14 protein-coding genes are annotated in these 13,480 nt (G+C 67.4%); 5 read left to right on the plus strand and 9 right to left on the minus strand.

Features of this window, described 5'->3' with window-relative positions:
- Positions 1-80: 80 nt before the first annotated feature.
- Genes lptB through QZ951_RS13775 form a run of 5 tightly spaced genes read right to left on the minus strand, consistent with a single transcriptional unit; the run spans position 81 to position 3,507 of the window.
- Positions 81-836, minus strand: a complete 756-nt coding sequence (gene lptB / locus QZ951_RS13755) for an LPS export ABC transporter ATP-binding protein (RefSeq protein ID WP_293001416.1) — start codon at positions 834-836, stop codon at positions 81-83.
- Positions 833-1,462, minus strand: a complete 630-nt coding sequence (gene lptA / locus QZ951_RS13760) for a lipopolysaccharide transport periplasmic protein LptA (RefSeq protein ID WP_293001419.1) — start codon at positions 1,460-1,462, stop codon at positions 833-835. Before lptA ends, lptB begins: the two co-directional genes overlap by 4 nt.
- Complete coding sequence (gene lptC / locus QZ951_RS13765) at positions 1,446-2,003, minus strand: LPS export ABC transporter periplasmic protein LptC (protein ID WP_293001421.1); 558 nt, start codon at positions 2,001-2,003, stop codon at positions 1,446-1,448. The genes lptA and lptC overlap by 17 nt, the downstream gene beginning before the upstream one ends.
- A complete protein-coding gene (locus QZ951_RS13770; RefSeq protein ID WP_293001423.1) occupies positions 2,000-2,509 on the minus strand; it encodes an HAD family hydrolase in 510 nt (169 codons plus the stop codon). Before QZ951_RS13770 ends, lptC begins: the two co-directional genes overlap by 4 nt.
- A complete protein-coding gene (locus QZ951_RS13775; protein WP_293001425.1) occupies positions 2,509-3,507 on the minus strand; it encodes a KpsF/GutQ family sugar-phosphate isomerase in 999 nt (332 codons plus the stop codon). The genes QZ951_RS13770 and QZ951_RS13775 overlap by 1 nt, the downstream gene beginning before the upstream one ends.
- A 267-nt stretch (positions 3,508-3,774) precedes the next feature.
- Here QZ951_RS13775 and QZ951_RS13780 point away from each other — a divergent pair, with 267 nt between their 5' ends.
- Both QZ951_RS13780 and QZ951_RS13785 read left to right on the plus strand, forming a co-directional pair.
- Positions 3,775-4,392 carry a c-type cytochrome gene (locus tag QZ951_RS13780; protein ID WP_293001427.1) on the plus strand — a complete coding sequence of 206 codons (618 nt, stop codon included), beginning with the start codon at positions 3,775-3,777 and terminating at the stop codon, positions 4,390-4,392.
- Between the two features lie 332 nt (positions 4,393-4,724).
- Entirely contained in the window at positions 4,725-5,831 is a 1,107-nt protein-coding gene (locus tag QZ951_RS13785; protein WP_293001429.1) for an outer membrane beta-barrel protein, read from the plus strand.
- 66 nt (positions 5,832-5,897) lie between these two features.
- Here the strand turns inward: QZ951_RS13785 and QZ951_RS13790 are convergent, their stop codons facing one another.
- A complete protein-coding gene (locus QZ951_RS13790; protein WP_293001431.1) occupies positions 5,898-7,148 on the minus strand; it encodes a putative Na+/H+ antiporter in 1,251 nt (416 codons plus the stop codon).
- A 79-nt stretch (positions 7,149-7,227) separates the two neighbouring features.
- On the opposite strand from QZ951_RS13790, the gene QZ951_RS13795 reads away from it, so the two are divergent.
- Positions 7,228-7,962, plus strand: a complete 735-nt coding sequence (locus QZ951_RS13795; protein WP_293001433.1) for a TorF family putative porin — start codon at positions 7,228-7,230, stop codon at positions 7,960-7,962.
- A 9-nt stretch (positions 7,963-7,971) separates the two neighbouring features.
- On the opposite strand, the gene QZ951_RS13800 is transcribed toward QZ951_RS13795, so the two are convergent.
- From QZ951_RS13800 to QZ951_RS13810, 3 genes are all read right to left on the minus strand, one after another.
- Positions 7,972-9,477: a YifB family Mg chelatase-like AAA ATPase gene (locus QZ951_RS13800; protein WP_293001435.1), complete on the minus strand. Its 1,506-nt coding sequence runs from the start codon at positions 9,475-9,477 to the stop codon at positions 7,972-7,974.
- 173 nt (positions 9,478-9,650) lie between these two features.
- Positions 9,651-9,908, minus strand: a complete 258-nt coding sequence (locus tag QZ951_RS13805) for an accessory factor UbiK family protein (RefSeq protein WP_293001437.1) — start codon at positions 9,906-9,908, stop codon at positions 9,651-9,653.
- A gap of 26 nt (positions 9,909-9,934) precedes the next feature.
- The gene (locus QZ951_RS13810) at positions 9,935-11,194 is read right to left on the minus strand and encodes a putative Na+/H+ antiporter (protein ID WP_293001439.1); all 1,260 of its coding nucleotides are present in this window, start codon (positions 11,192-11,194) and stop codon (positions 9,935-9,937) included.
- A 220-nt stretch (positions 11,195-11,414) separates the two neighbouring features.
- Between QZ951_RS13810 and glnK the strand changes: the two genes are divergently transcribed.
- Both glnK and QZ951_RS13820 read left to right on the plus strand, forming a co-directional pair.
- Complete coding sequence (gene glnK, locus QZ951_RS13815) at positions 11,415-11,753, plus strand: P-II family nitrogen regulator (RefSeq protein WP_293001441.1); 339 nt, start codon at positions 11,415-11,417, stop codon at positions 11,751-11,753.
- Between the two features lie 32 nt (positions 11,754-11,785).
- Entirely contained in the window at positions 11,786-13,351 is a 1,566-nt protein-coding gene (locus QZ951_RS13820; RefSeq protein WP_293001443.1) for an ammonium transporter, read from the plus strand.
- Positions 13,352-13,480 lie beyond the last annotated feature (129 nt).

Consider the following 13,480-nt stretch of genomic DNA (forward strand, 5'->3'; position numbering starts at 1 on the left):
CCTTCACCTCTCGCAACCCCGGTCGAGCGTGCTCCCGGACCGTTGCCGACGCGCTCGGAACGTCCCGCGTCCAGCCCCGATCAGAGCCGGAACTGTTCGCCGAGATAGACCTTCCGCACCGTCTCGTTGTCCATCAGCTGCGTCGGCGCGCCTTCGGCGATCACCTTGCCGCCCGCGAGGATGTAGGCCCGGGTGCAGATGCCGAGCGTCTCGCGGACGTTGTGGTCGGTGATCAGCACGCCGATGCCGCGTTCCGACAGGTGCCGGACGATGCTCTGGATGTCGATCACGGCAATCGGATCGACACCGGCGAACGGTTCGTCGAGCAGGATGAAGCGCGGATTCGCCGCCAGCGCGCGGGCGATCTCGACCCGTCGCCGCTCGCCGCCGGACAGCGACATGCCCAGCCCTTCGCGGACGTGGGTGATGTGCAGTTCCTCGAGCAGGCGTTCGAGCTCGCGGGCGCGGGCCGCCTTGTCGAGGTCGTCGCGCAGTTCGAGGATCGCCATGACGTTGTCGGCCACCGACAGCTTGCGGAACACCGACGCTTCCTGCGGCAGGTAACCGATACCGGCTTTGGCCCGCGCGTGCATCGGCAGCTTGGTGATGTCGCGGCCGTCGAGCTCGATCCGGCCGCCATCGGCCGGCACCAGACCCACCACCATGTAGAACGAGGTGGTCTTGCCGGCACCGTTCGGGCCGAGCAGGCCGACGATCTCGCCGGCCTTCACGTTCAGCGAGACATCGCTGACCACCGTGCGCTTCTTGTAGCGCTTGACCAGACCGCTGGCGCTGAGTGTCGACGCCGGACGGTCGCCGCCGGGAGCCGTGCTCATGGCGCGCTGCCCGACGTCGCCGCCGGCGCGGGAACGGGTGCCGGCGCCGGGGCAGCGGCCGGCTCGTCCTTGGCCGGCTGGATGATGATCTTGACCTGGCCGCCGTCGCCGCCGGAGGCCTGGATGCGGCGCTCCTTGACGTCATACTTGATCGTGTTGCCGGTGATCTCGTCATCGCCGCGCATCACGAAGGCGTCGGTGATCAGGTCGAGGATGCCGCTGCGCGAGTCGTAGTTCAGCGTCTTCGCCCGCGCCGCGACGGCCGGATTGTCGACGCCGGTGCCGGCATGGTTCATCCGCGCCGGGCCGCCGGTGATCTTCGCCTCGTACTGGCCGCCGCCGAACTGCTTGAGTTCGACGCGATCGCCTTCGAGCTTCAGCGTGTCCGAGGTCAGCACGACGTTGCCGGTGTAGATCGCCGAATTGCCCTGCACAAGCTCGGCCTTGTCCGAGGTCAGCGTCACCGGGCCGGTCGGCTTCAGGTCGTCCGCCTTCGGCAGCTTGACCAGATCGGTCTTGTCGACCGACGGCTTCTTCGGCTTCGACTGCGCGTGCACCGCGGCCGGCGCGAGCGCCAGCAGCAGGCTCAGCGCGACGGTCATCTTCAGATCAGCGAGTGGCTTCATAGCGCATCTTCACGTTGTTCAGCAGATGCAGATCGTGCTGCACCCAGTTGGCGTTCATGCCGGTCGCGGACCCGTTGCGCGTGCGGCTGGCCGCCTGCACCACGGCATCGGTCCGCAGCGTGTGCGAATCCGGATCGACCCACAGCGTTGGCGTCTTCAAAGTCACCGGCTCGCCGTTGTCGGGCCAGTTGCCGTTGGCGACGACGTCACCCTCCAGCCGCATTTCACGGCTGCCGGGCTTCAGGGTGCCGGTCGGCGCCTCGATGTGCCACGGCGTGGTCGGGCCGGAAATGACGTCGAGCACCAGCGTCGTGGCCTGGGCCGACTCGTCGTCGAAATACTCGAGCGTGGCGGCCGTCGCCTTCAGCGCCGGTTGGCCCTGCACGTCGTAGCGCGTCAGCTCGGCACCGGTCAGCGTGTAGCGCGGCAGGCGGTTGTCCGGCGCCGCCGGTTCGACCGCGACATCGTCGATCCGGCTCAAGGTGAACAGCAGACCGGCCAGGGCCAGTGCGGCGATGCCGGCAACGGCAATGCGGGTCACGCCATCACCTTCTGCGCCGCCTGCGTGTTCAGCACGAGGTCCGCGGCGTCGCGCACCGCGCCATGGCCGCCGCTCAGGCGGCTGGCCCAGTGCGCCACGGCCAGCACCTTTGGGTGGGCATCGGCAACGGTCAGCGCGAGGCCGGCGCGCTGCATCAGCGGCAGATCCGGCGTGTCGTCGCCCATCATCGCCATCTGTTCGTCGCGCAGGTTCAGTCGGGCCTTCAGCGCTTCCCAGGCCGGAATCTTCTCGTCGACGTTGAGCCAGACGTGACGAATGCCGAGATATTCGAAGCGCGCCTGCATCGCCGCCGACGGCCGGCCGGAGATCACCGCGACCTCGATGCCGGCCTGCATCAGCAGCTTGAGACCCAGACCATCGCGGACATGCACGGCCTTCAGCTCGGTGCCATCCGGCGCCAGATAGAGCTTGCAATCGGTCATCACGCCGTCGACATCGAAGACCATGCAGCGGATGTCGTGGATGCGTTCGCTCAGCGTGCGCATCAGACGACTCCCGCGCGCAGCAGGTCATGCATGTGCAGCACGCCCTGCACGTGGCGGTCGGCGTCGAGAACCATCAGTACGGTGATCCGGTGCTTTTCCATCAGATGCACGGCCTCGGCCGCGAGTTGCGACGCGCCGATGTGCCTGCCGCCGCGCGTCATCACCTCGGCAATACGGGCGGTGCGGACATCGAGATTCGCGTCCAGCACGCGGCGCAGGTCGCCGTCGGTGAAGATGCCGAGCACGCGGTCGGCCTCGTCGACGATCGCGGTCATGCCGAGGCCTTTTTGCGTCATCTCCAGCAGCGCCGCGGACAGGCTCGCGTCTGCCGGCACCTTCGGTATGCGGTCGCCGCCGTGCATCAGGTCGGCCACCTTGAGCAGCAGGCGCCGGCCGAGCGTGCCGCCCGGATGGCTCAGCGCGAAGTCTTCCGGCGTGAAGCCACGGGCTTCGAGCAGCGCCACGGCCAGCGCATCGCCCATCGCCAGGGTCGCGGTGGTGCTGGCGGTCGGGGCCAGATTCAGCGGGCAGGCTTCCTGATCGACCGAGACATCGAGATGGACATCGGCCGCCTTGGCCAGCGTCGAGGCCGGACGGCCGGTCATCGACACCAGCGGCACGCCCATGCGCTTGATCAGCGGCAGGATGGTCAGCACTTCGGCGGTTTCGCCGGAATTGCTGATCGCGATCACGGCGTCGTCGCGGGTGATCATGCCGAGGTCGCCGTGGCTGGCCTCGCCCGGGTGAACGAAGAACGACGGCGTGCCGGTGGACGCGAGCGTCGCCGCAATCTTGCCGCCGATGTGGCCGCTCTTGCCCATGCCGGTGACCACGACCCGGCCGCGGCAGCCGAGCAGCAGGCGGCAGGCTTCGGCGAAGCCGGCATCGATCCGCGGCAGCAGCGCGTCCAGCGCGTCGCGCTCGATTTCGAGCACGCGGCGCGCAGTCGCTTGCAGGGCTGCCGGGTCGATCAAGGGAAAAGAGGCGGAATCGGCCATGGGATCGTTATCGTACCCGACCCACCGATCCGGGCGCGGGCCTCGAGCGGTGCCCGTGCGGGGCCGGGCGTCGCGTGTTCGAGCCCGCCGACAGCGGCCGATCGCATCGTCCGGCAGCGGAGGGCGCTGCCACGATCGGCCACATCCTCCTTTATAATCGCTTGCTGCATCGGGCCCTTGCGCCTGCCGTGCAGGCTTCGACATCAGAGATTTCCGGCGATCGGCCGGCGATGCGAATCCGCGCGTGCACCGCGATGAACCGTTTTGATGCGTGCCGACGAGGCTGCGCACCAGAAGTGCCGATGCAACGGAATACGTGCCGCATCGATGTGCAGGTCGCATCGTCGGTTGCACCGAATCGTCGCAACAGTCTTTTCACGATTTCCTTTCAAGCCGGAGACCGCAGTGAGCAAAGAGCAGGATTCCAAGTTCATGATTTCGTTCGCCGGCGTGCTGGCGCTGCTGTTCGGCATCACGATCGGCATCATCGTGCTGGCGCACTTCATGACCCCGAAGCACGACGTTGCCGCCGAAGCCGAACTGAAGAAGGTGGCCACGCGTACCGCCCCGATCGGCGCCGTGATCACCGATCCGGCACTGCTGGTCAAGGTCACCGCCAAAGCGGCGCGCGCGCCGCTGGCGGCGGAGCAGGTCTACGCCACCGTGTGCAGCGCCTGCCATGACGGCGGCCTGCTGAACGCGCCCAAGTCGGCGGACAAGGCGGCGTGGTCGGCCCGCAAGGCGGCACAGGGTGGCGTCGATGGCCTGACCGCTTCGGCGATCAAGGGCAAGAATTCGATGCCGGCGCGCGGCGGCAATCCCGATCTCAGCGACGACGAGATCAAGTCTGCGGTTGAGCTCATCCTGAAGAAAGCCGGCGCCTGAGGCAGCGGCAAGCGCAGGCCGGGGGGCCTTGATCTAGCGCCCCGAAATGCAGCACGACCCGAGCGGAGCCGGTGACGGCTCCGCTTTTTTTGTGGGCGACGACCCGGAAATTGCGCCGCCTGCACCGAAGATCGCCCCAAAACGGTGCAACGCCTGCGCCGGGCCGCGGAATTCATGCTGCGAAGCACCAAAATACGCCGACCGGCTTCGGTCCGGCGCCAAAACCTCATGAAAACATCAATGAATTCATGATGATATTGCGAATGGCATGGTCCATGCTTTTTTCGACGCCGCTGGCCATTTTCAGCGCAATTACTACTCGAAGGAGAGTCATGAGCAATTTCAAGAAGCTGTTGTCTGTTGCGGGTCTGGCCTGCCTGCCGGGCGTGGCTTTCGCAGACACCCCGTCCATCGGATCGATCCTTGAAGCCTCTGGTGTCAAGGTCAGCGGCTACACCAGCGCCTCGTACTCGCTGAACTTCAACGATGGCAAGACCCTGGCCTATCGCGCCTACGATGCCCAGACCGACACTTTCACCATCGACCAGGCCTCGCTGACGATCGGCTACGCCCCGGAATCGGGCTTCGGCGCCACCGTCAACATCCTCGCCGGTGAAGACTCCAACGTGATCAACGCCAACTATGGCGATGGCGACTCGATCTTCAGCCTGCCGACGGCCTATGTCTCGTACGCCGGTGGCGGCTTCACGGTGATCGCCGGCCGCTTCGGCTCGCTCGCCGGTTACGAAGTGACCGCCGACAACGCTGCGCCGTTCATCTCGCGTTCGTGGCTGTTCCAGAACACCCAGCCGTTCTTCCACACCGGCGTCCGCGTCTCGTACGCGTTCAGCAGCCTCGTGTCGGCCACCCTCGGTGCCGTCAACAGCGCGCCGCAGGCGTCGACGATCGACGCCAACAAGCAGAAGACGCTCGAAGCGAACCTGACCCTGACCCCGACCAAGTCGTTGCTGGTCTCGTTGACCAACTACCTCGGCGTCGACGACTTCGATGGCGTCGTGCTGTTCCCGATCAACGGCCCGGCCGGTGGCGCCTTCACGACCCGCACCAACATCTCCGACATCGTCGTGCAGTACACCGGCATCGACAAGCTGACGCTGGCGCTGAACGGCGACATCCAGGATGCCAAGGGCCTGTACATCAACAAGGGCATCGCGTTCTACGGCATGTACCAGCTGACCGACCAGTTCGCGGCGCGCGCGCGCTTCGAACTGACCGAAGCCTCGCTGAAGGCCTCGCTCGGCGGCGGCACCGACTCGTTCAAGATCTTCACCATCGCCGGCGTGTACTCGCCGTCGTCGCACATGGATCTGATCGCGGAAGCCCGCTTCGATACGTCGAACAACGACGTGTTCCCGAACGGCGCGACCCTGAAGGACAACGGTGGCAACTTCGCGGTGAAGGCGATCTACAAGTTCTGATCCGCCGCAAGCGTTTGCAGCACTCTGGAAAGGCCGCCTCGTGCGGCCTTTTCCTTGTGGGGCGGCCTAGGCCAGCAGCAACGCGGCGGCGACGATGGTCGGCGGCAGCGCGCCCAATGCCAGCCCGCCGGCCCGGATCGTCTCATCGCGAAAGCCGCGCCGCAGCAGCGACACGCCGGCCGGATTCGGCGCGTTGGCGATCACCGTCAGCCCGCCGCCGGCAACGGCACCGGCCACCAGCGCGTACTTCGCGTCGTCGCTCATCCCGACGATCAGGGACCCCAGATAGGTCAGTGCGGCGTTGTCGGTGATCGCGGTGAGGCCCAGGGCACCGAAGAACAGCAGGTCCGGGCCCATGCCGGAAACCAGCGGCTGCAGCCACCATTGCTGCATGCCGCCGAGCACGACCAGCCCGGCCAGGAAGAAGCCGACCAGCAAGCCCTCCTTGACGATCAGCGGGTTCTGGTGCTCCCCGTAGGCCTGGGTGAAGCCGAGAAAGAACAGGAACAGGCCGATGAAGATGACCGGGTGGTGCGCGAACAGCACCACGCCGGCCAGGAACGCGAAATGAATCAGCGCGATGCCGATCGGAACCGGCGTCGGTTCCGGAATCGAGGCATCCGCTTCGGCCAGATGGCGGCGCAGCAGGAAGCTGATCACCGTGGCGTTGATCACCACGGCAGTCGCCGACCGCCAGCCAAAGGTTTTCAGCATGAAGGCGGAATCCCAGTTCCAGGCGCTCGCCACCATCAGCACCGGCGGCGCGGCGTACGAGGTCAAGGTCCCGCCGATCGAGATGTTGACGAACAGGACGCCGAGCGCGGCGTAGCGCAGCTTTTCCGGAATGCCGGCGTGGAAAACGATCGGTGCCAGCATCAGCGCGGCCAGCGTCATCGCGGCGGGTTCGGTGATCAGCGAGCCGAGCAGCGGCACCGCGGCCAGGCAGAGCCAGACCTGAACCAGCAGGGCGCGCAGCGGCAGCCAGCGGGCCAGTGCCGCGATCAGCGCATGCACCGTCTCCAGGATCGGCCGCGACGCGGCGACCACCATCACGACGAACACGAACAGCGGCTCGGTGTACTGGCGCGATTCGGCATAGTCGATCGCTGCACTGCCGCTGACCATCATCGTCATGGTCAGCATCAGGATCATCGCCCAGACGCCGAACACCACCTCCACTTCGCCCAGCACGTGGAACAGCCCGGCGTGCTTCGGAAACCGGTGCCCGAGCGACTCGACGGACTTGGCGGCGAAGGTATGGAGGATCGCCAGCCCGAACAGCACCGCGGCGACCATCTGAAACGGCGCTTGATCCATGGTGGGAAGTCTTGGTCCTGATGCGAGGCCGACAAGGTAGCCCGCATCCGGTCCCAGCGTGCTCCGCTACAGTGTCGCGATGCCGATCTTCAGACGCTCCGGTCGCACCGCCCTTGGCCTGACACTGGTGACGGCCGCCATCGCGGCACCCGCTTTCGCCGGCAGCCTCGACCTGCAGATCAGCGTCGCCAGCGAGGAAGTGTTTCGCGGTGTCGTGCAGAACAACAGCCCGACCGCCGCCCTGCGCATCGATTACCGCACCGCCAGCCGCGTCTACGTCGGCAGCCGCGTGCTGAACAACCGCAGCGCCGGCGACGCGCAGGTGGACCTCTACGCCGGTTACGCCCGTTCGCTGATCGCATTCGACCTGATCCCGGTCGGCCTCAATGGCGGCATCAACGTTCATCTCTACACCGGTGACCGGCGCGGGCCGCAGGGCCGCGATCTCGACTGGGCGGACGCCTATGGCAGCCTCGACGCCGGCCCCGCGCGTTTTTCGATCGCGGTGGCACCGGACTACTTCGGCACCGGCGCGGTCGGCTGGCGGGCCGCGGGCCGGCTGCGCTGGCCGCTGACCTCGGACCTCGAAGGCACGGCCACGCTGGGCTGGAACGATGGCGAAGGCCTGCGCCGGTACACCGCGCCGCGCGGCAGCGGTGTCGCGCATGCCGACTACAGCGTCGCGCTGACGCAGACCTTGCCGCACGGCTTCGCGGTCTTCGGCGAGATCACCGGCGCAACGCGGACGCTCGATGCCTCCGCTCGGCCGCGGTTGCTCCTCGGCATCCACTGGCGCTGGGGCCGACAGGTGTAGGCGGTCGGACTACTCGACTGGCCGATAACGCAGGGCTTCGGCCACATGCGGTACCGCCAGCCGTTCGGCGGCGGCCAGATCGGCAATGGTCCGGGCGACTTTCAGCACGCGATGGAACGCGCGCGCCGACAGGCCCAGCCGGTTCATCGCGGTCAGCAGCAGCTGCCGGCTCGGCTCATCGAGCACGGCATCGCGATCCAGTTCCTTCGGCCCGAGCAGCGCGTTGACCATGCCGGCGCGCGCCTGCTGCAGGCGGCGCGCGGCACAGACCCGCTCGCGGACCGTGGCGCTCGATTCGTTGTCCGGCGGCGCGGCCGACGCCAGCGCTGCCGGCTCCAGACGCGGCACGAACACATGCAGGTCGATGCGGTCGAGCAGCGGGCCTGACAGCCGGCCGCGATAGCGCGCCACCTGATCCGGCGCGCAGCGACAGCGTCCAGCCCCGGCGCCGGCATCGCCGAGATATCCGCAGGGGCACGGATTCATCGCGGCAACCAGTTGAAAGCGCGCAGGAAAATCGACCTGTCGAGCGGCACGCGAAATGGTGATGCGGCCGCTTTCGAGCGGTTCGCGCAGCACTTCGAGCACCCGCCGCTCGAACTCGGGCAGTTCATCGAGAAACAAAATGCCGCCATGGGCCAGCGTGATCTCGCCGGGCCGCGGATTCCCGCCGCCGCCCACCAGTGCCACCGCTGACGCCGTGTGATGCGGAGACCGGTACGGCCGTCGTCCCCAGCACGATGGATCGAAGCCAGCGAGCCCGATGCTGGCAATCGCGGCAACGGCCAGCGCCTCGTCGTGCGTCAGGGGCGGCAGCAGCCCGGGCAGGCGCTGCGCCAGCATGCTCTTGCCGCTGCCCGGAGGGCCGGCCATCAGCAGCGAATGGCCACCGGCGGCGGCGATTTCGAGCACGCGGCGCGCCGGCAGCTGGCCGCGCACGTCGGACAGGTCCGGGCCGGACACGTGTGCTTCCATTCGGGGCGCACTTGCCGCCTTCGCCAGCTGGCCTTCGTGCAATTCGGTGCACAGCGCACCGAGAGTGGACGCGCCATAGACCGTCGCCGCCTCGGCCAGCGTCGCTTCCGCGACATTCGCGGTCGGGATCAGCAGGCCGCGCCCTGTTTCAGTGCATTTGAGCGCGGCCGGCAGGGCCCCGCGCACCGCGCGGATCTCGCCGGTCAGCGACAGTTCGCCGAGCACTTCCAGCGTTGCAAGACGTTCCGGCGGAATCTGCCCGGATGCCGCCAGCACGCCGAGCGCGATCGGCAGATCGAAGCGCCCGCCCTCCTTCGGCAAGTCCGCCGGGGCGAGGTTGACGGTGATCCGCCGGTTCGGAAACTGGTAGCCCGAATTGACGATCGCCGCGCGCACCCGATCACGCGATTCGCGGACCGCGGCTTCCGGCAGGCCGACGATCGCCAGCCCGGGCAGCCCGGGCGCCAGATGGACTTCCACCGTCACCGCCTCGGCACTCAGGCCGTTCTGCGCGCGGCTGTGAACGATCGCGAGGCTCAAGCGGCGGCCCGTTCATCGAGCGGGCGCGCGTTCGGGCGACGGGCCGGCGATGCGGCACCGGGACCGCGGACCCGCGCGTCATGCCGCGCGCACGGAAGCTCCGCCGCGGACGTCGCTGGCGAATCGGTTGGGCAGGCGGTGCGGGAGGACATCCTTGTCCGGGGTTTCGGCGGCTAGTCCGTCGACCCGGCGGACGTCTTTTCCAATGCTTTCAACCGCTTCTCGAGCGCAGCCAGACGGGTCTGGGTTCGCGCCAGCAGTTCGGCCTGGGTGTCGAAGCGCTCGCGGCTGACCAGTTCCAGACGGTCCAGATTGGCGCGCAGCACGGCGCGGAAGTTGTCTTCCAGCTCGCTGCGCAGGCCCTTCAGGCCCGGCGGCAGCACGCGCGCGAGGCGGGCGGCGATTTCTTCGAGTTGTCGCGGGTCGAACATGGTCGGTCGGGATTCGGTGGCGGCGATCAGAACAGCAGGAACGCGACGAACGTCAGCAGCGTAGGCGGGAGTGCCGCGAGAAACAATCCGCCGGCCCCGACCGTCTGGTTCGGGAACAGCGGCTTCAGGATCGCCATGCCGGCCGGATTCGGCGCGTTGGCGATCACGGTCAGGCCGCCCCCGGTGATGGCGCCGGCGACGACGAAGAACTTGAACTCGTCGGTCAGGTTCGGCACCTGCGCCGCGAGGTAGGTGACCGCGGCATTGTCGGTGACCGCCGTCAGCATCGTCGCGGCCAGGAACACCTGCTGCGGGTTCAGCGCCTGCAGCACCGGCTTGAGCCACCACTGCTGCAGTCCGCCGATGACCACGAGCCCGGCGAGGAAGCTGGCCACCAGCAGCGCCTCGCGCAGGATCAGCCGGTTCTGCTGCTCCGGATAGGCGTGGGCCCACAGCATGAACAGCAGCAGCACGCCGAGAAACATCGGCGGATGGTGGGCGAAGATGACGATGGCGCCGAGAAAGCCGACGTGGAGCAGCATCTGGCCCAGCGAGGCGCGATGGTCGTCGCCGGACGGATCGGCCGACGGCAGGCCGCGCAGCAGCTTGAAGTTCAGCGCCGTGACGGCGATGGCGTTGATCAGCACCACCGGCACCACGTGCGACGCGAAGTTGGCCAGCATGAACGGCAGATCCCAGCCCCAGAGTCCGGCCACCATCAGCACCGGCGGTGCCGCGAACGGTGTCAGCGCGCCGCCGATCGAGACATTGACGAACAGCACGCCCAGCGTGGAATAGCAGGCGCGCGCCGGCAGGCGATGGCGGAAATGGCTTTCGCGCAGCAGCAGCGCGGCCAAGGTCATCGCGCCCGGTTCGGTGATCAGCGAGCCGAGCAGCGGTATCACCGTGAGCGCGGCGAAGTAGGTCGCGGCCGCCGGTGGCAGCGGCAGCGCGCGCGCCAGCAGGCGGGTGACATTGCCGGTGGCGACCAGCACCGGCCGGCTCGCCGCAACCACCATGATCGCGAACACGAACAGCGGCTCGGTGAAGTTGCGGCCGTCGACATAGGCGATGGCTGCCGGCGCGCCTTCCACGGCGAGGAACACGCTGATCAGCACGGCGGCCCACAGCGCGAACACGATCTCGACTTCGGCCAGCGCATGCAGCAGGCCTTCATGGCGCGGGAAGCGATGAATCAGGCGGGCGACGAAGGCCACCGAAAAGGTGTGGGTCAGCGCCAGCGCGAACAGCACGGCAGCCAGGATTTCCAGCAGCGACGGACTCATGCAGGTCTGATTCCTTGTCAGGCGGCAGATGGATCGTGGCCGTGAACTATACGGACTTTGGCGTTCCGGTCGACCTCGGCGGGCCGGCGTTCACGGCCGCGCAGGCCGGTCCAGAACGGTGCGGCTGGCATGCTCCGTGCTTTCCCGTCCTCGCCGCGTCCGAGTCACTCGGGCGCGGGCCAGGGCGGTACGCCGCCGACGATAACCAGGAGTTGCTTGCATGAAACTGATCACAGCCATCATCAAGCCTTTCAAGCTTGACGAGGTGCGTGAAGCCCTGTCGGAGATCGGCGTCGCCGGCATCACCGTCACCGAAGTCAAGGGCTTTGGACGCCAGAAGGGCCACACCGAGCTGTACCGCGGTGCCGAGTACGTCGTCGACTTTCTGCCGAAAGTGAAGATCGAAGTCGCGATCGACGACGACAAGCTCGAACCCGCCATCGAGGCCATCACCAAGTCGGCCCACACCGGGAAGATTGGCGACGGCAAGGTCTTCGTCACGACGCTCGATCAGGCCATCCGCATCCGCACCGGCGAGACCGGCCGCGACGCGCTCTGAACGACGGCTCATCACATTTTCGAGGAACCCCGATGATCTCTTTTGGCAAGCTTTCCCGCGCTCTGCTGTTCGCCGGCCTCACGGCCGCCGGCGGCATCGCGTTTGCGGCCGACGAAGCCGCTCCGCCTGCAGCAGCGGCCGTCGCGGCCGAGGCAGCACCCGCACCGACCGACGCCGCCGCCCCTGCCGCCGCACCGGCAGAAGGCGCTGCGGCCGCTGAAGCACCGGCCGAAGCGGCCGCTGCGCCAGCCGAACCGGCCGCCGCGCCGGTCCCGCCGAAGTTCAACGAAGGCAACATCGCGTGGATGCTGGTGTCCACCGCGCTGGTGCTGCTGATGTCGCTGCCGGGTCTGGCGCTGTTCTACGGCGGCCTCGTCCGCTCGAAGAACTTCCTGTCGACGATGACGCAGACCTTCGGCATCTTCTGCCTGATCGGCGTGCTCTGGGTCGTGTACGGCTACTCGGTCGCGTTCAGCGGCTCCGAGCCGTTCTTCGGCACGCTCGACAAGATGTTCCTGAAGGGTGTGGTCTACGACGCCAATGGCTTCTTCACGGCGACGGCCACCTTCTCGAAGGGCGTGGTCATCCCGGAACTGCTGTTCGCCGTGTTCCAGATGACGTTCGCCTGCATCACCGTGGCGCTGATCGCCGGCTCCTACGCCGAGCGCATGAAGTTCTCGGCGGTGCTGATCTTCTCGGTGGTCTGGTTCACGTTCTCGTACCTGCCGATGGCGCACATGGTCTGGTGGTGGGCGGGCCCGGATGCCTATGACTCGCTCGACAAGGTCGACGCGCTGAACGCCACCGCCGGCTACCTGTGGCAGCTTGGCGCGCTGGACTTCGCCGGCGGTACCGTCGTGCACATCAATGCCGGTGTCGCCGGCCTCGTCGCCGCGATCATCCTCGGCAAGCGCAAGGGCTACGGCAAGGTGCAGATGGCCCCGCACAGCCTGACGATGTCGATGATCGGCGCCGCGCTGCTGTGGTTCGGCTGGTTCGGCTTCAACGCCGGTTCCAACCTCGAAGCCAATGGCTACGCCGTGCTGGCGTTCGCCAACACGGCCTTCGCCACCGCTGCCGCCGCCATCGCCTGGTTCTTCGCGGAGTGGATCTTCAAGGGCAAGCCGTCGCTGCTCGGCATCATCTCGGGTGCGGTTGCCGGCCTCGTCGCCATTACCCCGGCCTGCGGCTTCGTCGGCATCGGCGGCGGCCTGATCATCGGTCTGGTGGCGGGTGTCGTCTGCTTCTTCGCGGTGGCCTACCTGAAGTCGATCCTCGGCTACGACGACGCGCTCGATGCCTTCGGCGTCCATGCGGTCGGCGGCATCATCGGTGCGGTGCTGACGGGCGTCTTCGTCGATCCGGCCAAGGGCGGCGTCGGCGTCTACAACAACTGGGTGGAACTGGTGCCGGGCTACTCGTCGGGCCAGATCCTCATCCAGATCAAGGCCGTGCTGGTTGCCATCGTGCTGAGTGCCGTGGTCACCGCCGTCACCTTGCTGGCACTGAAGTTCACCATCGGCATCCGCGTCAGCGAAGAAGCCGAATCGGAAGGCCTCGACCTCGCCGAGCACGGCGAAAAGGCCTACAACCCGTAATCCTGCTGAAGTGCCGCGCCACGGATGGCGCGGTCGGCGGCAGCGGACCGGGCGATTGCCGCTACCCGCTTCGCCAAAGTCTCCAAGGGGTTGACGCTTGGGCGGGCCTTTCACCGGGCCCGCCTTTTT

Source organism: Nevskia sp., from assembly GCF_021732705.1.
In the GTDB taxonomy this organism is placed as follows: domain Bacteria; phylum Pseudomonadota; class Gammaproteobacteria; order Nevskiales; family Nevskiaceae; genus Nevskia.

What these genes read in the sequence shown, in the direction of transcription:
- lptB (WP_293001416.1), bottom strand. Translation starts at nt 836, where the DNA reads ATGAGCACGGCTCCCGGCGGCGACCGTCCGGCGTCGACACTCAGCGCC.
- lptA (WP_293001419.1), bottom strand. Translation starts at nt 1,462, where the DNA reads ATGAAGCCACTCGCTGATCTGAAGATGACCGTCGCGCTGAGCCTGCTG.
- QZ951_RS13770 (WP_293001423.1), bottom strand. Translation starts at nt 2,509, where the DNA reads ATGCGCACGCTGAGCGAACGCATCCACGACATCCGCTGCATGGTCTTC.
- QZ951_RS13775 (WP_293001425.1), bottom strand. Translation starts at nt 3,507, where the DNA reads ATGGCCGATTCCGCCTCTTTTCCCTTGATCGACCCGGCAGCCCTGCAA.
- QZ951_RS13780 (WP_293001427.1), top strand. Translation starts at nt 3,775, where the DNA reads ATGCGTGCCGACGAGGCTGCGCACCAGAAGTGCCGATGCAACGGAATA.
- QZ951_RS13785 (WP_293001429.1), top strand. Translation starts at nt 4,725, where the DNA reads ATGAGCAATTTCAAGAAGCTGTTGTCTGTTGCGGGTCTGGCCTGCCTG.
- QZ951_RS13790 (WP_293001431.1), bottom strand. Translation starts at nt 7,148, where the DNA reads ATGGATCAAGCGCCGTTTCAGATGGTCGCCGCGGTGCTGTTCGGGCTG.
- QZ951_RS13795 (WP_293001433.1), top strand. Translation starts at nt 7,228, where the DNA reads ATGCCGATCTTCAGACGCTCCGGTCGCACCGCCCTTGGCCTGACACTG.
- QZ951_RS13805 (WP_293001437.1), bottom strand. Translation starts at nt 9,908, where the DNA reads ATGTTCGACCCGCGACAACTCGAAGAAATCGCCGCCCGCCTCGCGCGC.
- QZ951_RS13810 (WP_293001439.1), bottom strand. Translation starts at nt 11,194, where the DNA reads ATGAGTCCGTCGCTGCTGGAAATCCTGGCTGCCGTGCTGTTCGCGCTG.
- glnK (WP_293001441.1), top strand. Translation starts at nt 11,415, where the DNA reads ATGAAACTGATCACAGCCATCATCAAGCCTTTCAAGCTTGACGAGGTG.
- QZ951_RS13820 (WP_293001443.1), top strand. Translation starts at nt 11,786, where the DNA reads ATGATCTCTTTTGGCAAGCTTTCCCGCGCTCTGCTGTTCGCCGGCCTC.